Origin of the sequence: Microcystis sp. M_QC_C_20170808_M3Col (assembly GCF_007095505.1) — a bacterium.
In the GTDB taxonomy this organism is placed as follows: Bacteria; Cyanobacteriota; Cyanobacteriia; order Cyanobacteriales; family Microcystaceae; genus Microcystis.
Genome location: NZ_SFBY01000384.1, coordinates 1 through 7,290 on the forward strand (window position 1 = coordinate 1; position 7,290 = coordinate 7,290).

General features: G+C 44.5%; 5 protein-coding genes and 1 pseudogene. 4 read left to right on the forward strand and 2 right to left on the reverse strand.

Features of this window, described 5'->3' with window-relative positions; all coding sequences use genetic code 11:
- Positions 1-198 precede the first annotated feature (198 nt).
- Positions 199-858, forward strand: coding sequence for an HAD-IA family hydrolase (locus EWV84_RS17750; RefSeq protein ID WP_287079083.1), 660 nt, complete (start codon positions 199-201; stop codon positions 856-858).
- A 218-nt stretch (positions 859-1,076) separates the two neighbouring features.
- Here the strand turns inward: EWV84_RS17750 and grpE are convergent, their stop codons facing one another.
- Complete coding sequence (gene grpE, locus EWV84_RS17755; protein WP_287079084.1) at positions 1,077-1,799, reverse strand: nucleotide exchange factor GrpE; 723 nt, start codon at positions 1,797-1,799, stop codon at positions 1,077-1,079.
- 240 nt (positions 1,800-2,039) lie between these two features.
- Here grpE and EWV84_RS17760 point away from each other — a divergent pair, with 240 nt between their 5' ends.
- The 3 genes from EWV84_RS17760 (at position 2,040) to EWV84_RS17770 (ending at position 6,932) form a co-directional block, all read left to right on the forward strand.
- Positions 2,040-4,055 (forward strand): GspE/PulE family protein, encoded by a 2,016-nt coding sequence (locus tag EWV84_RS17760; protein WP_287079085.1) that lies wholly within the window; start codon positions 2,040-2,042, stop codon positions 4,053-4,055.
- A 152-nt stretch (positions 4,056-4,207) separates the two neighbouring features.
- On the forward strand, positions 4,208-5,308 hold the full coding sequence (locus EWV84_RS17765) for a type IV pilus twitching motility protein PilT (RefSeq protein WP_287079086.1): 1,101 nt from the start codon (positions 4,208-4,210) through the stop codon (positions 5,306-5,308).
- Positions 5,309-5,717: 409 nt separating this feature from the next.
- Positions 5,718-6,932 (forward strand): type II secretion system F family protein, encoded by a 1,215-nt coding sequence (locus EWV84_RS17770; RefSeq protein WP_287079087.1) that lies wholly within the window; start codon positions 5,718-5,720, stop codon positions 6,930-6,932.
- 199 nt (positions 6,933-7,131) lie between these two features.
- Here EWV84_RS17770 and EWV84_RS17775 read toward each other — a convergent pair.
- A pseudogene (locus tag EWV84_RS17775) lies at positions 7,132-7,290 on the reverse strand (IS5/IS1182 family transposase); the annotation flags it as partial.

Genomic DNA, 7,290 nt, shown 5'->3' on the forward strand with positions numbered 1-7,290 from the left:
TCGAAACCAATAGGCTTTTTCCATGGGGAGCATTTTAGCATATATTTCGTAAATGTGTTAATATTTAACAGTAAAGCCAACCTAGAACGACGGGGTTTCAGACCCAAAATTTTCGATGAGCAATTGTTAGGTGTGTTAGGCCACCTAAAGGGCCGACCCTAAAAACCTGAGAACGAACCATTCATAGACAAAACTCTCATGCAGAAACCGCAAGTTATTTTTCTCGATGCTGTGGGTACTCTTTTTGGAGTAAAAGGCAGTGTCGGAGCAATTTATAGCCAAATAGCGGCGGATTTTGGGGTAGAGGTGGCGGCCGAGAGTCTAGAACAATCTTTCTTGGCTATTTTCCCCACTTCTCCCCCTCTCGCTTTTCCTAACGTTGAACCTGCACAAATTCCTGAGTTAGAGTATCAGTGGTGGCGATCGTTGACTGAGGCAGTTTTTAATAATTTAGGTTATCTGGCACGATTTCCCGATTTTGAGGCTTTTTTTGGCCAACTTTATCGTCATTTTGCCACGGCCGGGCCCTGGGTGCTGTACGAGGATGTCATTCCCGCTTTAAGACTCTGGCAGCTTCAGGGGATCGAGTTGGGCATTATTTCTAATTTTGATAGTCGTATCTACCAAGTTTTGGCTGAATTAGGCTTAGAATATTTTTTTCGATCGATCACGATTTCTTCCCATGCAGGAGCGGCTAAACCCGATCCGGAAATTTTTCAAATCGCCCTGCAAAAACATGATTGTTCCCCCGCACAAGCTTGGCATATTGGCGATAGTAAAAAAGAGGATTACCAAGGAGCAAAAACCTTGGGTATAGAAGCGTTTTTAATTAAAAGATCAATAGGGTTGGCTGAATAAATCTAAAAACCTTGTTGGATAATATCTTTGGCTCTTATGGGTAAAATCCTACACCCCATACCGCACACGCCACACCTTGCCCCCACGAAAAACTTTTTGCCGCAAACCCTAGGTCAAGAGAGAAAAGGTCTTTCAGTGGGAATAGGGGATAGGGAGGGAATACAGACCCTACCAGCTAAATACCTAACCCTCGAAACGGTTTAATCCCGATCGGGATTTTAGGCCGATTCCTGCGATGGAATGGAAGTAGATTCTGACTGATCGGCGTTAGGATCCGCCGCTTTGGGGGCGGCCACTTTTACCAAAGCATGACGCAAAACATCTTCTCCGAGAGTGTATCCTCGCACTAACTGCTCGACCACCGTGCCTTCGGGATGTTCATCGGTGTACTCCCGCATCATCGCTTCGTGGTAGGTGGGATCAAAGGGTTGACCTTCCGAACGCATGGGGGAAACGCCTAAACGCTTGAGACTTTCTACTAAGGTTTTATAGACTCCTTGGTAACTCTTGTGAATACCCATCTCGCCATCATTAGCCGGTTTAATTTGAGTACGGGCGCGCTCAAAATTATCCACCACGCCAAGAATTTCCATCAGGGTTTTGCCCTTGATTTTTGTTTCCAGTTCCTCTTTTTCCTTGGCTGTGCGTTTGCGAAAATTGTCGAAATCGGCCGCTAGAGTGATATAGCGTTTCTTGTAGGCATCAACCTGTTGGGTTTGTTCCTCTAACTGCTGTTTGAGATTGTCGATTTCCTCTTGTAGAGCATCGATAGTCATTCCGCCTAGAAGGGAAAATTCCTCGCTAGAGGCTGCCCGGTTCGTCACCGTTTTGGCTTCATCGGTGACACTGGCTTCCGATTCGGTTGTAAGGGATTCAGGGGAATTAAGAAAGGATTCTTGGTTTTCGTCGAAAATTGCTGAGTTATTCGGTTCTGCGCTCATAGTATACAATTTTAGTGGGTAATTTGGCAATATATGACCATTCACTGCTAATTTTGGTCTTTAAGTACCAGCTAATAATCAAGGTTTAACCTTTAACGTAACATTTTGTGGACAAGATGCGTAACTGGATATAAGCGACCCCGACAGATAATCGGTGATCTAGAAAAATTTTTGCTAGAATGCAATTTTCTCAGTAAAATTGGGAACATTTAAGGGTAGTGGAGAGGTTAAGAATCGTCTATGACATTTTCTTCCAAGAAAACCCGTGCCGTTGCCCTACGCAATTACTTTTCCCCCTTTGGTAACAAGTTGGTGCAGTCGGGATATATCGGTGCCGACCAGATGCAACAGGCCCTAGTGGAAACACGGAAATCGGGACGATCGCTAGTAGAAATATTACAACAACTAACCGGGCGCCCTTTGCCCTTGGATTTACAGCGACAGTATAAGAAAAACCAGTTATTTGAACTAAAAATTCTCTACGGAGTCCAATCGCTCGACCCCGAATTAACCGATGTGGATGGACTGGAAATAGCCCGATTGATCGATTCTTTGATTCCGATCGATCTTTGTCGTCGCTATCGTCTCATCCCCCTGCGAAAGATCGAAGGGGAGCCGGCTGCGATTTTGATAGCCATGGTCGATCCCGACAACCTCGAGGCTTCCGACGATATTAATCGTATCCTCCGCCCCAGGGATTTAGGTTTACAGCGTTTGGTGATTACCAGCGAAGATTATGAAAGATTACTGGAAAAATTCCACTCGGCTCAATCGGAACTAGAACTGGAAAAAAGCCGACTGCAAAAAGAAAAAGAACTGGAAAAACTCTCGGATCTCACCGATATTGTCGGCAATATTGATGTGGCCTCCGGGGGTGCTAACGATGAAGTGGCCGATGATCTCGGAGAAGGGGAAGCTAATCAAGCTCCCGTCATCAACCTGGTCAATAAAATTCTAGCTAAAGCCCTACGGGAAGGGAGTTCCGATATTCACATCGAACCCCAAGAAGAATTCCTGAAAATTCGCTTTCGCAAAGATGGAGTTCTTCATCAAGCTTTTGATCCACTGCCGAAAAAAATTACCCCGGCGGTAACTGCCCGTTTTAAAATCATGGCCGATCTCGATATCGCCGAACGTCGTCTTCCCCAAGATGGTAAAATTCGGCGGATGTATCAAGGGCGGAAAGTGGATTTTCGGGTTAATACCCTGCCGAGTCGCTACGGGGAAAAAGTCTGTTTACGGATTCTCGACAACTCGGCTACCCAGTTGGGTTTAGATAAACTAATCACCGATCGAAATACCCTGCAAATCGTCCGAGACATGGCTAGTCGTCCCTTTGGTCTGTTGCTGGTGACAGGACCGACTGGTTCAGGGAAATCCACCAGTTTATACTCGGTGTTAGCGGAAAGAAATCACCCTGGAGTTAATATTAGTACCGCCGAAGACCCGATCGAGTATTCTCTACCAGGCATCACCCAGGTGCAGGTAATTCGGGAGAAAGGCATGGATTTCGCCTCGATTCTGCGGGCATTCATGCGACAAGACCCGGATATTATTCTGGTGGGAGAAACTAGGGACAAGGAAACGGCTAAAACAGCGATCGAGGCCGCCTTGACCGGTCACTTGGTCTTAACTACCCTACACACCAACGATGCCGCAGGTGCGATCGCTCGTCTCGATGAGATGGGGGTTGAACCGTTTATGATTTCTGGTTCTCTCTTGGGAGTCTTGGCCCAGCGTCTCATGCGGCGCGTCTGTACCGAGTGTCGAGTCGCCTATCACCCCACCCAAGAGGAATTAGCCCGTTTTGGTCTTGCCGCTGCCAATGAACGGGAAGTGACCTTTTATAAGGCTAATACCCTAACCCTAGAGGAAATTCAACAGGCGCGAAAACAGGGTAATCTTTGTCCCAAATGTGGTGGCAGCGGTTATAAAGGTCGCGTCGGGGTCTATGAGGTAATGCAAAATAGTGAACGACTACAGCAGTTAATTAACCAAGGGGCAACCACCGATCGCATTAAGGAGACAGCCGTCGATGAGGGCATGGTGACACTCCTAGCCTATAGTTTAAATCTGGTGCGCGAGGGTTACACCACCCTGGAAGAAGTGGAACGGGTGACATTTACCGATTCTGGTCTGGAAGCGGAACTAAAAGCCAAACGGAAAAGCGGTTTAATCTGTCGTGGTTGTCGCGCCGAACTACAACCAGAATGGCTCGATTGTCCCTATTGTATGACACTGCGATTTAGTGACTAAGACAGTTTTTCAGTTATCAGTTATGAGATTTGAGTTTTAAGTAAGGAGTATTAAGTGAGTAGTCTTAAATAGCACTTTCCCAATGTCTTTTCACTGTTCACTGGTTACTGGTTACTGTTCACTGATTTTACCTTATAGATGGGGTTTAACTTATGGAATTAATGATCGAAGATTTAATGGAACAATTGGTCGAGATGGGCGGTTCCGATATGCACATTCAGTCTGGGGCGCCGGTCTATTTTCGCATTAGTGGCAAACTGTCCCCGATTAATGAAGAATCTTTAACCCCGCAAGATTGTCAGAAATTGATTTTTAGTATGCTCAATAATACCCAAAGAAAAGAGTTAGAGCAGAATTGGGAATTAGACTGTTCTTATGGGGTGAAAGGATTAGCAAGATTTAGGGTCAATGTTTATAAAGAAAGGGGAGCTTATGCAGCTTGTTTACGGGCTTTGTCTTCTAAAATTCCTAACTTTGAACAATTAAATTTACCTAGAGTAGTACGGGAGTTATCGGAAAGACCGAGGGGATTAATTCTCGTAACTGGTCAAACAGGTTCAGGTAAAACTACCACTTTAGCGGCAATTTTAGACTTAATTAATCGGACTAGGGCTGAACATATTTTAACTGTAGAAGACCCAATTGAATACGTTTTTCCTAATATAAAAAGTCTGTTTCACCAACGACAAAAAGGAGAAGATACCAAGAGTTTTGCTAACGCTTTAAAAGCATCTTTACGGGAAGATCCTGATATTATACTTGTGGGAGAAATGCGGGATTTAGAAACAATTAGTTTGGCAATCACGGCGGCAGAAACCGGTCACTTAGTCTTCGGAACCCTACACACTAGCTCGGCAGCGGGAACAGTGGATCGGATTATTGACGTTTTTCCTGCTAACCAACAGGCACAAATTCGCGCCATGTTGTCCAATTCTTTACTAGCAGTTTTTAGTCAAAACCTAGTCAAGAAAAAAAATCCTAAACCGGGGGAATTTGGTCGGGCAATGGTACAGGAAATCATGGTGGTAACTCCAGCGATCGCTAACCTAATTCGGGAAGGAAAAGCCCCCCAAGTCTATTCAGCAATTCAAACGGGAATGAAGTTAGGAATGCAAACCATGGAACAGGGATTAGCTAATTTAGTTGTTAGGGGTGTTGTCTCTTTGGAAGAGGCCATTTCTAAAAGCGGTAAACCCGATGAATTACAGCGTCTTATCGCCGGGGCCAGCACTAACGCTAAAGCCCGGATTTAATCACAAATAGTAACCTTTAAGCGTTCGTCAGCCCCTATCAGTTATCAGTGAACAGTGACCAGTAATCTAAGTGAAAAGAAAGTACCGAAGTTTTCACTTAACAGTATCTAGGGTTTGCGGCAAAAAGCTTTTCCTGGGGGCAGGGTGTGGGGTGTGGGGTGTGGGGTGTGGGGTTTTATCGATTTTCAGGTGGTCAACTACCTAATTTTCAGGGAAAAAGTACCTGAATTTTCCCCCCGATCACCCCTAGCTAAGGCACTTTTCGAGGGGAAAAAAGTCTAAAAGTCTTATCCAACAAGGTTTTTAGATTTATTCAGCAAACCCTATCTACCCACTTAAAACTCCAATCTGATAACTGATAACTGATAACTGATAACTGATAACTGATAACTGATAACTGATTTGTCCTATGCCTAATTTTGTCGCACAAGTTAAAAACGGCTCTGGAAAAGTTTTCCAAGAGAAAGTTGAGGCCATGTCTCCCGAACAGGCCCGGACGATGCTGAGGGCAAAATATGCCGCCGTCGGTAAGGTCAAAAAAGTGGGGGGAGAGATCGATCTTTCCGGTTTAAAGTTGATGTTTGCCAGCATTTCCATCAAAGATAAAGCGGTTTTTTCCCGTCAATTTTCGGTAATGATTAATGCTGGTGTGGCGATTGTGAGATGTTTGGGAGTTTTGGGGGATCAATGCGGTAATCCCAAGATGAAAAAAGCCCTACAAGCGATTAGTGCTGAGGTACAGCAAGGGACTCCGTTATCGGAAGCGATGGCCAAACATCCCGAATGTTTTGATGAACTTTATGTCAGTATGGTCGAAGCTGGAGAGACGGGGGGGGTACTCGATGAAGTGCTGAACCGTCTCTCGAAACTTTTGGAAGATATGGCCCGCTTGAAAAACCAGATTAAATCAGCGATGACTTATCCGGTAGCGGTGGGAATTTTGGCGATAATTGTGTTTTTCGGGATGACAATTTTTTTAATTCCCGTGTTTGCGAAAATTTTCACCGATTTAAACGTGCCACTACCAGCTTTAACGCAATTTATGCTCTTTTTAAGTGGTGTGATGCGTAGTTGGTTGATTTTAATTCCGATTGTCACCATTGTTGCCACGGTTTTTTTACTACGTCGCTATTACAAAACCCCGATGGGTCGTCTGCAAATTGACCAGTTTTTCCTTAAAATGCCTCTTTTTGGTGATTTGAATGAAAAATCGGCTGTGGCTAGATTTTGCCGGGTTTTTGGGACTCTGATGCGTTCTGGTGTCCCGATTTTAAGTTCCCTCGACATCGTTTCTAATACGGTGGGTAATCAGGTAATTGCCAATGCGATTTCCGGTGCCAAGGCGGAAATTCAGCAGGGGGGAATGATGAGTTTGGCCCTACAAAAAGCCAATGTTTTCCCACCTTTGGCAATTCAAATGATTAGTATTGGGGAGGAAACGGGAGAATTAGATGCCATGATGATGAAAGTGGCGGATTTCTACGAAGATGAGGTGGAACAGGCCGTTAAAGCTTTAACCAGTATCATTGAACCCTTGATGATGGTTGGTATTGCGGGGATGGTGGGAACTATTCTTTTGTCTATGTACCTGCCCATGTTTAAAATCTTCGACGCGTTGGGATAAGTTGATCAGTAGCTGGAAATCAGCAAGATTTTAATTTTCATCTCCTTTTATTTGATTGGGTGAATCTGTGTCTTACGAAACTTTATTAGCGGAATATAGCTGTCGTCAGGGGGCGATCGAATTATTGCGACAATATCGCCCTTATCTAGGGTTTGCGGCAAAAAGTTATTGAAAAGCACAGGTCTCTTAATCAATGATTTCACTTAGCTACAAGCATAAGCTTTAGTTGTTGATGAATCTCTAAGCTATAACTTATTGTCATCATTGACCGAGAAAAAGTGCGGTTTTTCCATTTCAGACATAAAAAAGCCCAAAAAACCTGCCGAAGCAGGGTGGAAAGATTGATAACTAAAAAAGT

Coding starts and splice junctions, on each gene's coding strand:
- EWV84_RS17760 (WP_287079085.1), top strand. CDS start 2,040: ATGACATTTTCTTCCAAGAAAACCCGTGCCGTTGCCCTACGCAATTAC.
- EWV84_RS17750 (WP_287079083.1), top strand. CDS start 199: ATGCAGAAACCGCAAGTTATTTTTCTCGATGCTGTGGGTACTCTTTTT.
- EWV84_RS17770 (WP_287079087.1), top strand. CDS start 5,718: ATGCCTAATTTTGTCGCACAAGTTAAAAACGGCTCTGGAAAAGTTTTC.
- grpE (WP_287079084.1), bottom strand. CDS start 1,799: ATGAGCGCAGAACCGAATAACTCAGCAATTTTCGACGAAAACCAAGAA.
- EWV84_RS17765 (WP_287079086.1), top strand. CDS start 4,208: ATGGAATTAATGATCGAAGATTTAATGGAACAATTGGTCGAGATGGGC.